The sequence below is a fragment of the Winogradskyella pacifica genome (assembly GCF_003386275.1).
Classification (GTDB): Bacteria; Bacteroidota; Bacteroidia; order Flavobacteriales; family Flavobacteriaceae; genus Winogradskyella; species Winogradskyella pacifica.
The window spans coordinates 710,214-725,300 of sequence record NZ_QREI01000001.1 but is presented as its reverse complement, the minus strand read 5'-3'; the positions used below and the strand labels follow the sequence as shown (position 1 = coordinate 725,300).

Genomic DNA, 15,087 nt, shown 5'->3' with positions numbered 1-15,087 from the left:
TATGGCAAAAGAAGTAGAAAATGTAAACTACGGTTTAGAAAAAATATTTGAAGGAGCGCAAGATTTTTTGCCGCTTTTAGGTACAGATTATGTGGAGTTTTATGTAGGTAATGCAAAGCAAGCTGCCCACTTTTACAAAACAGCATTTGGTTTTCAATCGTATGCGTATAAAGGTTTAGAAACGGGGTCTAAAGATTCTGTAAGTTATGTGTTAAAGCAAGATAAAATCCGTTTAGTACTTACCACTCCTTTAAATAGTAAATCTGAAATTAATAAGCATATTGTAAAGCATGGTGATGGAGTTAAGGTTGTGGCTTTGTGGGTAGAAGACGCTCGTAAATCTTACGAAGAAACGACTAAGCGAGGAGCTAAGTCGTATATGGAACCAGTTGTAGAAGAAGATGAATTTGGTGAAGTAGTTAGAGCCGGAATTTACACCTATGGAGAAACCGTACATATGTTTGTAGAGCGTAAAAACTACAAAGGCACCTTTATGCCAGGTTTTGTAGAATGGAAAAGTGATTACAATCCAGAGCCAACAGGTTTAAAATATATAGACCACATGGTGGGTAATGTAGGTTGGGGAGAAATGAACACTTGGGTAAAATGGTACGAAGATGTTATGGGCTTTGTTAACTTTTTATCATTTGATGACAAACAAATCCACACCGAATATTCAGCTTTAATGAGTAAAGTAATGAGTAATGGAAATGGACGAATTAAGTTTCCAATTAACGAACCTGCAAAAGCTGCTAAAAGATCGCAAATTGAAGAATATTTAGATTTTTACGAAGGCTCAGGTGTGCAACATATTGCAGTGGCAACAGATGATATTATAAAAACCGTATCACAATTAAAATCTAGAGGTGTCGAGTTTTTATCCACACCACCAGAAGAATATTACAGAGCAGTACCGGGGAGATTAGACGAGTATAGTCACGAACTTAGAGAAGATATTGAAACCCTAAAAGGTTTAGGTATTATGATAGATGCGGATGAAGAAGGGTATTTGCTCCAAATTTTCACAAAGCCAGTAGAAGACCGACCAACCTTGTTTTTTGAAATTATTCAACGCATGGGTGCTCGTGGTTTTGGTGCTGGTAATTTTAAAGCCTTGTTTGAGTCTATTGAGCGAGAGCAAGAAAAAAGAGGTACTCTTTAAAATAAGAAAAGCGCGTTTATTTATTTACAAATAAACGCGCTAATATTATATAGGCATATAGTCTTCAGTTTATATAGTTTATGAATTCTATTTGAATGTTTTGTTTGATTTGACTTTACAGTCGCTTGACTATTTAAGTTTAAATAATCAATAGGTTATAGTTTTGGGTGTTTTTAGATGGTATTTTAAAGTTTTTATAGATTTGGAATAGTAATTGTATTTAAGATAATTGTAACGTAAAAAATGCGTTACATTATTTATATTTACAAACTATAAGTTATGAAACATTTATTTACCATTATATTATTCTTTGTAGGATTTCAAGCTTCTGACGTGAAGAAAGAATCAGCTTTTCAAGATGGAGAGTGGTTTAAATTTGAAATGAGTTACAGTGGTTTTGTAACGGCAGGATACGCCACACTATCCGTTAATGAAACCAAATTAGATAGAAAACCGGTGTACCATGTTGTTGGGAAAGGTTGGACTACCGGGCTGGCTAAATTATTTTTTAAAGTTAAAGACCGTTACGAAAGTTATTTTGATATAGAAACAGGTGCTCCATATAAATTTATTAGAAAAATAGATGAAGGTGGACATACTAAGGATATCGAAATTAATTTTGACCATGAGAATAGGATTGCTGAGGTCAATAATAAAAAACATAAGGAAACTAAAAACATAACTACAGAACAAGACGTTCAGGATATGGTTTCTATGTATTATTATTTAAGAAATAATATACGTTCCGAATCCTTAAAAATAGGAGATGAAATAAAAACCAATATGTTTTTTGATGAAGAAAACTATGGTTTTAAACTCAAGTATTTAGGGGAAGAAACGATAGAGGTAGATATAAATGGTACTGATGTAAAAGTAAAAACCATTAAATTTAGACCTTACGTTATGGCCGGTCGTGTTTTTAAAGAAGAGGAAAGTTTAACCCTTTGGGTAAGTGCCGATAAAAATAAAATTCCATTGAAAATTAAAGCAGATTTAGCCGTAGGTTCTCTACGTGCAGATCTCGTTGAGTTTAAAGGTTTAAAGCACTCCTTTAAAATAGAATTCTAAGATTAACCAGTATATGCCAGACCAACCAAACTACGACGAAATTATAAAAGCTCTTGAGGAGAAGTACGAAAAAATAGATCAAGATACCGACGACCATTTATACGGCTTACTTTATAGCAAGCCAATAACGTATTGGGATTATATTCAGACGGACGCTCTATTAAACTTACAGATTCAGCGTACAACGCTACCCGATGAAATGGTATTTATTGCCTATCATCAAATTAATGAATTACTTTTTAAAATGATTCTTTGGGAAATTTCCCAAGTGGCAGAAAAGGAAGATTTAGACGTCACATTTTTCGAAAGCAAACTGATGCGTGTTAGTCGTTATTTTGATATGCTCTCAACCTCTTTCAATATTATGAGAGAAGGTATGGATGTTGAGCAGTATATGAAATTTAGATATACGCTAACTCCTGCAAGTGGTTTTCAAAGTGCGCAATACAGACTTATTGAGTTCTCATCTACTGAACTGATTAATCTTATAGACTATAGATTTAGAAAAGATATTGATCGCGATACTCCTTTTACACATGCTTTTGAACATTTATATTGGCAAGCCGCAGGAAAAGACCATAAAACAGGGAAAAAATCCACGCTTTTGGTTAATTTTGAAAAACGTTATAAAGACGAGTTTTTAAGATTTATGGAAACGTATAATACCAAAAATCTTTGGACACGCTTTAAAGAGTTGCCAATCAACGATCAAAAAAACGAAGAGCTTATAAAAGCGATGCGTCATTACGATTACACAGTCAATGTCTCTTGGGTAATGGCACATTACAACGCGGCCAAACATTATATTGATAGTGGTATCGGAGATGGTGAGGCTACAGGTGGTAGTGATTGGAAAAAATATATGCATCCAAAATATCAAAGACGTATTTTCTTTCCAGAGTTATGGAGTGCAGAAGAATTAGAAAATTGGGGAAATAATTTATAATTAGCTTAATTAATGCAGTTAAAACGATTAATGACAATTGCTGTAATTGCAGTAAGTATATATGCTTGTAAAGAAGATAACTCGGCAGAAATAGCATACGAAAAAGAACAAGCCGAAATAGTTGAAGAAGAGAAAATTCTAGAGTTTGGTTTCGATATCAATAATTACATTGTAAAACGAGACACTATTAAATCTGGTGATAGTTTTGGTGAAATTATGCAACGGTATAATATTGGGTATCCTAATATTTTTCAAATTGCAGAAATTACTAAAGATACGTTCGATATTAGGAAACTACATCCAGGACGACCGTTTACTTTATTATATTCAAAAGAATCCGAAAAAGATAGTCTACCAAGTCCAAGTACATTTATATACCAGCCTAATCAGGAAGAGTATGTTGTTATTGGTTTAAAAGATTCCATTCATGCTTATACAAGTAAAAAGCCTATTACCTATGTTGAAAAAACAGCAACAGGAATTATAGAAAGTAGCATTTCCAAGACGCTTGAAGATAAAGGTTTAAGTCAGCGGTTAGCTTATAAAATGGCGGATGAAATTTATGCATGGACTATAGATTTTAGACGCTTGCAAAAAGGAGATCGTTTCAAAGTCATTTATACCGATAAATATATTGATGATACTATTTATGCAGGAATACAGAATGTAAAAGCAGCCTATTTTGAGCATAACGGTGATTCACTTTATGCATTCAAATTTCAAACAGACTCCATTAAAGGTATTGTAGATTATTTTAATGAAGACGCAAAAAACCTACGTCGTGCATTTTTAAAAGCACCTGTGCAGTTTAGTCGTATTTCGTCGCGTTATAATTTAAAACGAAGAATCGCACATTACGGTTATCGCGTCAAGGCACACCGAGGAACCGATTTTGCTGCACCAAACGGAACTCCGATAATGGCAACTGCGAGTGGTACAGTAACGAAGTCTAGTTATGGAAGTGGAAATGGGAAGTATGTAAAAATTAGGCACAATGCTACTTATGAGACGCAATATTTGCACATGTCTCGTCGTAATGTTAAGGTTGGCGAATTTGTAAAACAAGGTGATATTATAGGTTACGTTGGTAATACAGGTAGCTCTTCAGGAAACCATGTGTGCTATCGTTTTTGGAAAAATGGAAAAGAAGTCGATCCATTTAAACAAAAATTACCAGAGGCCATGCCTATTTCAGATAGTCTAAAAGTGAAATATCTAGATTATATTAAACCGATAAAACAACAACTAGATGATATCTTTTTCTTGGAAGGGCAATCAATTCAACCGGAAAACACAATAACAGAAGATACAAATACAGATATAAAATAATGGCATTAAAAGCAACCAACCCTACAACCACAAACGCTTGGAAGAAATTACAAGCACATTTTGAAACAATTAAATCTAAGCATTTAAAAGATTTATTCAGTGCTGACGCAGAAAGAGCTAATGATTTAACGGTTAAGTGGGATGACTTTTATGCCGATTTTTCTAAAAATAGAATTACAACAGAAACGATTGATTTATTGATTGAATTAGCAAATGAGCAAGACTTAAAAGATGCTATTTCTAAGTATTTTGAAGGTGATATCATTAATGCAACCGAAGGAAGAGCGGTTTTGCATACGGCTTTAAGATCTCCTAAAGACGCTACTGTTTTTGTAGATGGAGAAAATGTAATTCCTGAAATTCATGATGTTAAGAAGAAAATTGAAAACTTTACCAACTCTATTGTTAATGGAGATCATAAAGGGCATACAGGTAAAGCTATTACCGATGTTGTAAATATTGGTATTGGCGGCTCGGATCTTGGACCAGCAATGGTAGTAGATTCGCTACAGTATTATAAAAATCAACTAACAACTCATTTTGTAAGTAATGTAGATGGGGATCACTATCAGGAAGTTATTAAAAACTTAAATCCAGAGACCACGCTATTTGTTATTGTTTCAAAAACATTTACAACGCAAGAAACCTTATCTAATGCAAATTCTATTAGAGCTTGGTTTTTAGAATCTCAGCCACAAGAAGCGGTTTCTAAGCATTTTGTCGCGGTGTCAACTAATATTGAAAGTGTAAAGGCTTTTGGAATCGATGAAGTCAATATCTTTCCTATGAAGGACTGGGTTGGTGGTCGTTTTTCATTGTGGAGTGCTGTGGGTTTATCTATAAGTTTAGCATTAGGCTACAAACATTTTGAAAGCTTATTAGAAGGCGCTCATAAAATGGATGAGCATTTTAGAACAGCAGATTTCAAAGAAAATATTCCCGTAATTTCAGCTATGCTTACCGTTTGGTATAATAACTTTTTTAAGGCTGAAAGCGAAGCTATAATTCCATATACACAATATTTAAACCAGTTTGCAACCTACCTTCAACAAGGTATAATGGAAAGTAATGGTAAAAGTGTCGATAGAAATGGAGATAAAGTTAACTACCAAACAGGAACGTTGATTTGGGGAGAGCCAGGAACCAATTCACAACACGCCTTTTTTCAACTGATACACCAAGGAACAAAACTTATTCCTACTGATTTTATTGGTTATGTTGAATCTTTATATGGTAACAAAGACCATCACGATAAGTTAATGTCTAACTATTTTGCACAAACAGAGGCCTTAATGAATGGTAAAACAGAAGCTGAAGTTTTATCGGAATTAAAAGGGCAATCACTTTCACAAGATGCTACATCTGAGCTTTTACCTTTCAAAGTGTTTGAAGGAAACAAACCAACAACCTCACTTTTAATTCAAAAATTAACACCAGAAAGCTTAGGGAAGTTGATTGCTATGTACGAGCATAAAATATTTGTTCAGGGTATTATTTGGAACATTTATAGCTACGATCAATTTGGCGTAGAATTGGGAAAACAATTAGCAAAATCGATTTTAAGCGAACTTAAAGAAGAGGGCTTAGCGGCTACTCACGATGCATCAACACAAAATTTATTGGCATTCTATAAAGAAAATTGTTAAAAATTGTTAAAAAGTTTTAATAATTTTAACTAACCGCGCGTAAAATTTAAGAATTCTATATTTATCTTAGTACGGCTTAATTGTTAACATTTAGTTAATGTTTTAGCTATTGTATTGCGTAATTTTGCGCTGATAAAAAACCAATTAACTTAAATTTTATATGAAAAAATTTAGTCTTTTTTTATGTATTGTTGTTGTAACTAGTTTAACAACATTTGCATACGCTCAAAGTTCTATTACAGGTAAGGTAATAGATGCAGAAACGAACTCACCACTTCCGGGTGCGAATGTTCTTGAAAAGGGAACTTCAAACGGAGCTGACACCGATTTTGATGGTAATTTTGTACTATCAGTTAATTCCAATTCTGGTGAAATTGAAATCTCTTACGTAGGGTTTCAAACTAAAATAATTAAATTTAAAGGAAGTGTTGATCTTGGTACTATAGCGTTAGAACTTGATAACACTTTAGATGAAGTTATCGTTGTTGGTACAGGGGTTATTGATTTAGCAAATAGTAGAGAAACACCTGTTGCAGTTTCTACTATTAAAGGTAGAGACATTCAACTTAAGTCTTCTGGTAATGTTGAATTTGGTGAGGCTATGAAAAACACACCGTCTGTTTACGTTTCTAACCAAGCAGGTGGATTTGGTGATAGTCAGATCTTCTTAAGAGGTTTTGATCAAACTAACACAGCTTATTTATTAAACGGTCAGCCGATTAATGGAATGGAAGATGGTAGAATGTACTGGTCTAACTGGTCTGGTATGTCAGATGTTGCTAATGTAGTGCAGGTTCAAAGAGGTTTAGGATCTTCTAAATTAGCGATTTCTTCTGTTGGTGGTACGGTAAACATCGTTTCTAAGACTACAGACAAAGAAAAAGGTGGATTTGTAAGATTCTTGGGTGGTAACGATAGTTATGTTAAAAGTACTATAGGTTATGATTCTGGTATCAACGATAAAGGATGGGCGTTTTCTGTCTTATTAGATCACTGGCAAGCACATAGAAAATACTCTGTTGGTACTGCTGGTCAAGGACAAAATTATATGTTCTCTGTAGGTTATAAGCCAAACGAAAAAAATACATTTAACTTTTTACTTACTGGTGCTCCTCAATGGCACGACCAAAACTTCTCTCAAGACCTTGAGTTTTACCAAGAATATGGTGAAAAAGCAAATAGTAATTCTGGTTTTTATGAAGGTGAGCGTTTTACAGAACGTCGTAACTTTTACCATAAGCCAGTGGCTAACTTAAACTGGGATTTTGATATCAATGATAAATTAGATTTATCTACAGTATTATATGCATCATGGGGACGTGGTGGTGGTACTGGTAACGTTGGTAACGGTAGAGTTAGAGTTGGTGGTAATGGCTTAAATGCAGAAGAAATTGACTTTGATCAAATCGAAGAAAACAACATTGCTACTGCTACAACTATTAACGGAGGTCAATACGGTACATTTGGAGATTCTTATTTAAGACGTTCTTCAATGAACAACCATAACTGGTACGGTTTACTTTCTAATTTACAATATGAGGCTAACGAAAACTGGTCAATGAATTTTGGTATTGATGCTAGAACTTATAACGGTATTCACTTTAGACAATTAGAAAATACATTAGGTTTAGATGGTTATAACGATAATTTTAGAACTGATCGTCCTAGTGATTATGTAATTACAGAAACTTTTGATGCTGATCCATGGTCTTCTTTATTTAATTCTGCTGATAATGATCAGAGATATGATTACAACTATGAAGAAGTAATTCAGTATTTAGGTGGATTTGGTCAAGCTGAGTATTCTAATGATAGCTTCTCTGCATTTGTTCAAGCTGCTGTTTCTACACAATCTTACCAAAGAGAAGGGTTTTTTACAGGACGAGGAAATGGATTGGGTAAATCTGATAAAATAAGTAAAGAAGGTTACAATATTAAAGGTGGTGCTGCTTATAAGATTAATACAGAGCATTCTATTTTTGCTAACGCAGGTTTTTACTCACGTCAACCTTTCTTAGATAATATTTTTACAGATATTAGATATGATAATGCACTTGCTGAGCCAGACGTAGATAATGAAGAGATTCTAGGTTTTGAAGGTGGTTACCGTTTTAAAAATAGAACATTAAGACTTAATGTAGATATTTATAGTACACAGTGGGGAAATAGATTCTTATCTATAAATGGACCGGTTCAAGCTGGTGCTGATGGTACTGTTGGAACTTCTGATGATGAATTTAGTACTTATAGATTAACGGATGTAACTCAAAAACATAATGGTGTTGAGTTTGATATGGAATACCGTCCATATGGTGGATCTTGGTCTTTTAGAACATTTGGTTCTGTTGGTAACTGGAAATATGACGGTGAAACGCCATATACATTACAAAATGACGATACAGGAGATTTTATTACTACTGATGGTAATGTCGATTTAACAAACGTTAAAATTGGTAATGCACCTCAGACATCTTTTGGTTTTGGTTTTAGAGCTGATATAGCAAAGGGACTTTCTGTAGATATGGATTATAACATTTACTCTGGTTTATATGAGTTCGTTGACCCTGCAGATGTTGCCGATGCAGCTTTATCTAATGATGTTTATGAGTCTGTGAAATTACCAGCGTATACTTTAGCAGATGCAGGTATCACATACAGATTTTCTTTAGGAGAAAACCCGTTAACATTTAGAGCTAACGTGTATAACTTATTTAACGAAGCTTATATTAACCAAAAAGATGCATTTGGTTACTATTTAGGTATTGGAAGAACTTTCAATGCGAGTTTACGTTATAACTTCTAAACTTGAAGTCATAATTTATAATAAAAAAGACAGCCATTTGGCTGTCTTTTTTTATTTCAAAGGATTTGCGATTTTATATAGTAATACTAAATCAGGTATGCAAATAGGTATTATGAATATTTATTCCTTCCAACGTACCGTTTCCATAATACGTGTAATATCCTTTTTTAAATATTCTGAAGCCGGATAAATAGAATCATAATTTGGTTTCGCATAGAAATAAAGCGAACCGCTTAAAAAGTGGTTGATACTATCTGTAACATAAAACTGAGATTGTGATGCAGCATTGCCTCCTATTTCATATAACATACCATAGACATTTGCTTCTTTGTTCTCAAATAACTGATGAGAAATTTCATCAGCTTTTATAGCATGTTTTTGCGTAAGGTTTTGAGCATCTCTAAGTAAACTATCAATATTGCCATTTTTAACTTCTTTATAAGTAAGGTAAATAGTGGCTTTTAAAGGTGTGTATTTAATGTTGATACCATTAGTTTTACCTAATGATGTTACCGTTTTAATAGGATCTGCCAATGTGTTTTTTTCAAAAGAAAAAGGCAAAGGAAGAATCGCTTTTTCATAGACTGCGTTTGGATATTCGAGCCTTAAATAACCCTTAGGTTTAGGTAAGGTATCGTCCCCACAACCTAGCATTAATACACTTAAAAGAGGTAAAACTATTCGTTTCATGTGTTTTATTTATTGTTTTTATAAGGTGCACCTAGTGTTTGGTATTAACCAATCTCGTAAATAATAATACGTTTAATAGGCGTGGATTACTCTTGTGCGTCTAATAAAGTGAGTTTTATTTGTTTAATACGTTTGCGTTCTAAGGCTTCTACAGTGAAAACGTAATTTTTAAAATTTATTTTACTTCCTATTCTCGGAAATCCACCAGAAATCTCTAAAACAAAGCCGGCAAGGGTTTCAGCATCTCCTTTTTTGGCTTCAAAATATTCAGCATCGTCTTCAATTCCAACTATTTTATAAACGTCTTTTAAAGGTGTTTTGCCTTCAAAACTATAATTGTTATTGTTGAGTTTAGTGTAAATTAAATCGTCATCATCATATTCGTCACTGATATCTCCAACAATTTCCTCAATAATATCTTCTAAAGATACTAAACCAGACGTCCCTCCGTATTCATCAACAACAACAGCAAGATGCACTTTTTTGGTTTGAAACTCTACCATTAAATCATCTAGTTTCTTGTTTTCGGGTACAAAGAAAGGTTCACGTAAAATGGTGGTCCAGTCAAATGTTTTCTTATTTAAATGTGGTAATAAATCCTTTACATAAAGGACTCCTTTTATGGTATCAATACTTTCTTCATAAACCGGAATCCTAGAATAGCCATTGTCAATAATTTGACTAATAATGGTGTCGTAAGGAGTATTAATACTTAGTGCAAATAAGTCCATTCGAGGACGCATCACTTGCTTGGTGTCTGTGTTTCCAAAAGACACAATTCCTTTTAATAGTTTTTGTTCCTCTTTTGTAGTGTCCTTATCATTCGTTAATTCTAAAGCTTGTGATAATTGATCGACACTAAGATTAGAACGTTGTTTTCCAAATTTATTATGAATTTGAATGGTTACATAACGCATCGGTAAACTTAAAGGTGAAAAAATAACATCTAAAACCCGTAAAGGTCTCGCCATAAATGAAGAGAATTTTACGCTATTTCTACTGGCATAAATTTTAGGAATAATTTCTCCAAACAATAAAATTAAAAATGTTGCAGAAATAACTTCAACCAAAAATCGAAAAAGGGTATGAGTAATGCCACTAAACAATGTTTCTCCTACATAAGCAAAGAGCAAAACAACCGCAATATTTATAAAATTGTTAGCGACTAATATGGTGGCAAGTAATTTTTTTGGCCGCTCTAAAAGCTTTGCAATAATTAACATAGCTGGTGACTTGTTTTCTAAGCCCTCGTCTAAGTTTGTTTTTGTTAAAGAGAATACAGCAACTTCAGCACCCGAAATTAAAGCTGAACAGGTTAGTAAAATTATAATTATGATAATACTTGAAATAAATGAAGCATTAGCGATTAATAAGGATGAAATTAAAACCGTGGGTTCTGGGTCCAAAATTAAGTGAGATTAAATGGTTAAAATGGTAAATCATCATTTTCTTCTGACTCTGAGCTCGTCGGTGCAGAAGGTTGCGATTGAGAAGTCGCATTAGATGGGTTAGACTTTTTTGATTGTTGTGAGGATTGTTGATCTGTTTTTGGTGTTAAAAACGTAAAATCATCACATTGAATTTCTGTAGAATAACGCTCCATACCTTTGTCATCGGTCCATTTTCTAGTTTTAATTCGGCCTTCAATATAGACTTTGTCACCTTTAGTAAGATATTTTTCACAAATCTCAGCGGCTTTGTTTCTAACAACAATATTATGCCATTCTGTATTTGAAACACGCTCGTTAGTTTGCTTACTTACATAAGTTTCACTCGTTGCAAGAGGAAAGCGGCCAACACAGTTTTTATCATCAAAATAATGCATTTTTACTTCGTCGCCTAAATTTCCAATCAACATTACTTTATTTAAAGTTCCAGACATAATAATAAATTTTTAATAAGTTGTAAAGTTACTCAATTGCGTAACCACTACTTTAAAAGTAGTAAAAAAATGTGATTTCTTTAGGGTTCTAAAAACTGAAATTGTCTATAAATTCACTTATAAGCACAGGAGAGGGATATTTTGTAAGGGTTTTTATTAAAATCGCCTCTTCTGGAAGCTCCGCTACATCAATAATCCAAAATTTAGTATGCAAATGCTGATGCGATAATTTGTGTACAATATCTGCTTCATTATATAAAGAGTAATCTAATGTTTCCTGTTTTAATACGTAGTCTTCAAAATTTAAAAGATGAAACTCTTCTGGAGTCAAACTTTTTTCAGATTCTATTAAAGGGAATTGATAGAGGTGCTGCCAAATGCCTTTTTTTGTGCGTTTTTCAAAAAGCGTCTTTTTATTAGGATCCATAAACACTAAAAAATTAAAGTATTTAACAGTGACCTTAGTTTTCTTCAACTTTACAGGGAGTACGTCAACCATTTGATTTTGGAGTGCTACACAACTATCTTGAAAAGGGCAAACAGAACAATCTGGATTTTTTGGTTTACACTGTATAGCTCCAAACTCCATTATCGCTTGGTTATATGTTGCTGGTTGATGGAGATCTATTAATGTTGAAGCTAAAGATTTGAATTCTTTTATGCCTAAAGTTGAATTTATAGGAGTTTCAATACCGAAATACCGCGATAATACGCGGTATACATTGCCGTCAACAACAGCTGCCACTTCGTTAAATGCAATCGAAGCGATGGCACTTGCGGTATAGTCACCAACTCCTTTTAATTTTAATAAGTCGTTATACGTGTCCGGAAATTTACCATTCAACTCATTAACAATGTGTTTTGCTGTAAAATGTAGATTTCGAGCTCTAGAATAGTAACCTAAGCCTTGCCATAATTTTAAAATTGACGTTTCAGAGGCATTAGCAAGGTCAAAAATGGTAGGGTATTGCGTAATAAATGCGTTATAATACGGTAACCCTTGCTTAACTTGGGTTTGTTGTAAAATTATTTCGGATAGCCAAATGTAGTAAGGATTGCTGGTTTCTCGCCAAGGTAACTCCCTCTTTTTGTCTGAATACCAGCTGATTAGTTTGTGATTAAAATCCATTTCGTTTTTTTAATGAAAAGCAAAACTAAATGTTTATTGTGTTAAATTTTAATTAATTACGTTTGAACTATTGAAATTAAATTACCTATATTTGCATCCCTTAGAATTTATAGTAACCCTAAAACTAGTAAAAAATGACAAAAGCTGATTTAGTAGCGAAAATATCTGATAAATTAGGTATCGAAAAAGGTGATGTCCAAGCGACCGTTGAAACCTTTATGGAAGAAGTAAAAACATCTTTAGAGAGCGGAGATAACGTATATTTAAGAGGTTTCGGAAGTTTCATTATTAAAACAAGAGCTGAAAAAACAGGTCGTAATATTTCAAAGAATACTACAATAAAAATTCCTGCACACAACATTCCTGCATTTAAGCCTGCTAAAGTATTTTTAGAAGGAGTTAAATCTAATGTGGAGGTTAACTAAGAAAGCATTTAAACAAAATATTAATTTAAAAAGCATTATTTATTATGCCAAGTGGTAAAAAAAGAAAAAGACACAAGGTAGCGACGCACAAGCGTAAGAAACGTAGACGCGCTAATCGTCACAAGAAAAAATAAATTGTTAAAAGTAGTTTTATAACTACTTTTTTCAGTTTTAGAGAAACGTTCTTTGATATAGAATTTGCGGCATTTAATAGAGTGTTGCCAAATTTGTTGGTATTCCCGATACTTAGAATCGGGAGACCTGTGTCAAATAATTTAGTGAAATCCATCTATCTCAATGAAGAGCTAGATATAAATTAACATTATGAACAAGGAATTAATCGTAAGATCGAGTTCAGATATTGTTGATTTTGCCTTATTAAAAGATGGAAAACTTATTGAATTACACAAAGACGAAGAGGATAATAACTTTGCGGTTGGTGATATTTTTATTGCCAAAATACGCAAAGTCATTCCTGGTCTAAACGCCGCGTTTGTTAACGTCGGCTATGAGAAAGATGGTTTTTTACACTATCATGATCTAGGACCGCAAATGCCTTCGCTTTTAAAATTCATTAAACGTGTAAGCACAGGAAAATTAAAGGATTATACCCTTAAGGACTTTCCTATGGAAAAGGATTTAGATAAAAATGGCAGCATTGCAAATGCCATAAAATCTAATCAATCCATTTTAGTACAAGTAGTAAAGGAACCAATCTCTACTAAGGGACCACGCATTAGCTCAGAACTGTCTATTGCTGGAAGATACATTGTCTTGGTGCCTTTTTCTAACCGTATTTCAATTTCTCAAAAAATTGAATCGCAAGAAGAAAAAGACCGCCTTAAAAGACTCGTTAAAAGTATCACTCCTAAAGGTTTTGGGGTTATTATTCGTACAGTAGCTGAAGGCAAGAAAGTTGCCGAGCTCGATAGTGATTTACAGAATTTGCTGGATCGATGGACAGCAATGTGTAAAAAATTGTACAAAGCACATCACCCAACTAAAGTATTGGGAGAAATGAACAAAGCATCCTCAATTTTGAGAGATATTTTTAATGATTCATTCTCTGGTATTATTGTAGATGATGAAGAAATGTATGTACAAGTAAAAGATTATGTGCAGCAAATTGCACCGAACAAGGAATCCATAGTGAAGTATCACAAAAATGGCCCTATTTTCGAGAAATTTGGTATCGAACGCCAAATAAAAACATCATTTGGTCGTACAGTATCTATGTCAAGAGGGGCTTATTTGGTTATAGAACATACCGAAGCGCTTCATGTTGTAGACGTAAACAGTGGTAATCGCTCTAATAAAGAGAAGAACCAAGAAGATACGGCTTTAGAAGTCAACATGATTTCTGCTCAAGAAATTGCCAGACAATTGCGTTTACGTGATATGGGAGGCATTATCGTTATCGATTTTATCGATATGGGAAAAGCAGAAAACAGAAAAAAGCTTTATAATTATCTTAGAGATGAGATGAAAGATGATAAAGCAAAGCATAAAATATTGCCGCCGAGTAAGTTTGGATTAGTGCAAATAACCAGACAGCGCGTTAGGCCAGAACGCAATATTAAAACGAAAGAAGAAAATCCTAATGTATTAGGCGATGAAATCGAAGCACCAATTAAAGTGGTGGAACGTATTAATCAAGACCTACAACGGATTTTGAAAAAAGACTATAAAAAGGTGACTCTTAATACACATCCTTTTATAGCGGCCTTTTTAACCAAAGGGTTTCCATCAGTGCGTTCAAAGTGGTTTATTGAACATAAAAAATGGGTGAAAATTTTACCTAGAGATGCTTACACTTATCTTGAATATCATTTTTACGATAAAAATGGTGACAAAATTGAATAATATCTATTAGAAAAGCCCAACTGAAAATTTCAGTTGGGCTTTTTACTTTTAAAGTAAATTTATATCTATCTGTAACGTCTTTTTGTATTCCAAACTAGTGAACTTGCGTTACTAAATTTTAACGTTTTCGTTCCTACTTTACTC

At 33.5% G+C, this 15,087-nt stretch carries 12 protein-coding genes; 8 read left to right on the top strand and 4 right to left on the bottom strand.

Annotation, left to right across the window (positions count from 1 at the left end; translation table 11 throughout):
* The first annotated feature begins 1 nt into the window (after position 1).
* The 6 genes from hppD (at position 2) to DFQ09_RS03100 (ending at position 8,954) form a co-directional block, all read left to right on the top strand.
* A complete protein-coding gene (gene hppD / locus DFQ09_RS03125; protein WP_115808124.1) occupies positions 2-1,162 on the top strand; it encodes a 4-hydroxyphenylpyruvate dioxygenase in 1,161 nt (386 codons plus the stop codon).
* A gap of 279 nt (positions 1,163-1,441) precedes the next feature.
* On the top strand, positions 1,442-2,230 hold the full coding sequence (locus DFQ09_RS03120; protein WP_115808123.1) for a DUF3108 domain-containing protein: 789 nt from the start codon (positions 1,442-1,444) through the stop codon (positions 2,228-2,230).
* 13 nt (positions 2,231-2,243) lie between these two features.
* Positions 2,244-3,176, top strand: coding sequence for a tryptophan 2,3-dioxygenase family protein (locus DFQ09_RS03115; RefSeq protein ID WP_115808122.1), 933 nt, complete (start codon positions 2,244-2,246; stop codon positions 3,174-3,176).
* Between the two features lie 30 nt (positions 3,177-3,206).
* Positions 3,207-4,505 (top strand): M23 family metallopeptidase, encoded by a 1,299-nt coding sequence (locus DFQ09_RS03110; RefSeq protein WP_179349319.1) that lies wholly within the window; start codon positions 3,207-3,209, stop codon positions 4,503-4,505.
* Complete coding sequence (gene pgi / locus DFQ09_RS03105) at positions 4,505-6,151, top strand: glucose-6-phosphate isomerase (RefSeq protein ID WP_115808120.1); 1,647 nt, start codon at positions 4,505-4,507, stop codon at positions 6,149-6,151. Before DFQ09_RS03110 ends, pgi begins: the two co-directional genes overlap by 1 nt.
* A 160-nt stretch (positions 6,152-6,311) precedes the next feature.
* Positions 6,312-8,954, top strand: a complete 2,643-nt coding sequence (locus tag DFQ09_RS03100) for a TonB-dependent receptor (RefSeq protein WP_115808118.1) — start codon at positions 6,312-6,314, stop codon at positions 8,952-8,954.
* A gap of 120 nt (positions 8,955-9,074) precedes the next feature.
* On the opposite strand, the gene gldD is transcribed toward DFQ09_RS03100, so the two are convergent.
* The 4 genes from gldD to mutY form a co-directional block, all read right to left on the bottom strand.
* Positions 9,075-9,644 (bottom strand): gliding motility lipoprotein GldD, encoded by a 570-nt coding sequence (gene gldD, locus DFQ09_RS03095; protein WP_115808116.1) that lies wholly within the window; start codon positions 9,642-9,644, stop codon positions 9,075-9,077.
* A gap of 86 nt (positions 9,645-9,730) precedes the next feature.
* Positions 9,731-11,050: a gliding motility-associated protein GldE gene (locus tag DFQ09_RS03090; protein ID WP_115808114.1), complete on the bottom strand. Its 1,320-nt coding sequence runs from the start codon at positions 11,048-11,050 to the stop codon at positions 9,731-9,733.
* Between the two features lie 20 nt (positions 11,051-11,070).
* On the bottom strand, positions 11,071-11,526 hold the full coding sequence (locus DFQ09_RS03085; protein WP_115808113.1) for a single-stranded DNA-binding protein: 456 nt from the start codon (positions 11,524-11,526) through the stop codon (positions 11,071-11,073).
* Positions 11,527-11,614: 88 nt separating this feature from the next.
* Positions 11,615-12,655 carry an A/G-specific adenine glycosylase gene (gene mutY / locus DFQ09_RS03080; RefSeq protein ID WP_115808111.1) on the bottom strand — a complete coding sequence of 347 codons (1,041 nt, stop codon included), beginning with the start codon at positions 12,653-12,655 and terminating at the stop codon, positions 11,615-11,617.
* A gap of 134 nt (positions 12,656-12,789) precedes the next feature.
* Here mutY and DFQ09_RS03075 point away from each other — a divergent pair, with 134 nt between their 5' ends.
* The gene (locus DFQ09_RS03075) at positions 12,790-13,080 is read left to right on the top strand and encodes an HU family DNA-binding protein (protein ID WP_008270198.1); all 291 of its coding nucleotides are present in this window, start codon (positions 12,790-12,792) and stop codon (positions 13,078-13,080) included.
* A gap of 324 nt (positions 13,081-13,404) precedes the next feature.
* Complete coding sequence (locus tag DFQ09_RS03070) at positions 13,405-14,943, top strand: Rne/Rng family ribonuclease (protein WP_115808110.1); 1,539 nt, start codon at positions 13,405-13,407, stop codon at positions 14,941-14,943.
* The last annotated feature ends 144 nt before the right edge of the window (positions 14,944-15,087 follow it).

Coding starts and splice junctions, on each gene's coding strand:
- DFQ09_RS03100 (WP_115808118.1), top strand. CDS start 6,312: ATGAAAAAATTTAGTCTTTTTTTATGTATTGTTGTTGTAACTAGTTTA.
- DFQ09_RS03115 (WP_115808122.1), top strand. CDS start 2,244: ATGCCAGACCAACCAAACTACGACGAAATTATAAAAGCTCTTGAGGAG.
- DFQ09_RS03070 (WP_115808110.1), top strand. CDS start 13,405: ATGAACAAGGAATTAATCGTAAGATCGAGTTCAGATATTGTTGATTTT.
- DFQ09_RS03110 (WP_179349319.1), top strand. CDS start 3,207: ATGACAATTGCTGTAATTGCAGTAAGTATATATGCTTGTAAAGAAGAT.
- gldD (WP_115808116.1), bottom strand. CDS start 9,644: ATGAAACGAATAGTTTTACCTCTTTTAAGTGTATTAATGCTAGGTTGT.
- DFQ09_RS03120 (WP_115808123.1), top strand. CDS start 1,442: ATGAAACATTTATTTACCATTATATTATTCTTTGTAGGATTTCAAGCT.
- DFQ09_RS03075 (WP_008270198.1), top strand. CDS start 12,790: ATGACAAAAGCTGATTTAGTAGCGAAAATATCTGATAAATTAGGTATC.
- mutY (WP_115808111.1), bottom strand. CDS start 12,655: ATGGATTTTAATCACAAACTAATCAGCTGGTATTCAGACAAAAAGAGG.
- pgi (WP_115808120.1), top strand. CDS start 4,505: ATGGCATTAAAAGCAACCAACCCTACAACCACAAACGCTTGGAAGAAA.
- hppD (WP_115808124.1), top strand. CDS start 2: ATGGCAAAAGAAGTAGAAAATGTAAACTACGGTTTAGAAAAAATATTT.
- DFQ09_RS03085 (WP_115808113.1), bottom strand. CDS start 11,526: ATGTCTGGAACTTTAAATAAAGTAATGTTGATTGGAAATTTAGGCGAC.